The sequence below is a fragment of the Bacillus sp. LR--39 genome (assembly GCF_053613335.1).
Map to the genome: position 1 here is coordinate 1 of NZ_JBSIOT010001372.1, position 560 is coordinate 560.

General features: G+C 54.1%; 1 protein-coding gene. It reads right to left on the reverse strand.

Features of this window, described 5'->3' with window-relative positions; translation table 11 throughout:
* Positions 1–560 (reverse strand): RIP metalloprotease RseP (gene rseP / locus ACWHAR_RS30560; protein ID WP_452088869.1); only part of this gene is annotated, 560 nt, incomplete at both ends.

Genomic DNA, 560 nt, shown 5'->3' on the forward strand with positions numbered 1-560 from the left:
GCCGTCCAGCGCAGGGATTGGCAGAAGGTTGACGATCCCGAGGTTGATGCTTAAAAATGCGGCCAGCTTCAGCAGGTTGATAACGCCTGTCCTGGCCACTTGGTCTGTCATGTCATAAATGCCGACAGGACCGGCCAGCATGTCGATTGAGAATTGTCCTGTGACGAGCTTTCCGAGATTGGTGACGATGCTCTGGGCCACTGTCGCCGTTTCGGTCGCACCGTAGGAAATCGATGTCAGAACGCCTGTTTTCACAGGATTGTAAGCGCCGAATCTGCCGACGGTTTCATCCCCTGCCTTGACAGCTTCAGGTGTTACGTATTTCGTCAGCTTGACATTGTCGCGCATCAAAACGATTTTCAGTTCTTTTTCAGGGTGTTCTCTGACCGTGTTGACAATATCCGTCCACGACCTCATGTTCTCCCCGTTGATCGTTTGAATGCGGTCTCCCTCCTGGAGGCCTGCTTCCGCCGCCCGTCCGTTGTCTATCAACTTGCCGAGCACCGGCTCGTCAGACGGCACTCCCTGCATCAGTCCGAGCATCACGAGTATGACATAAG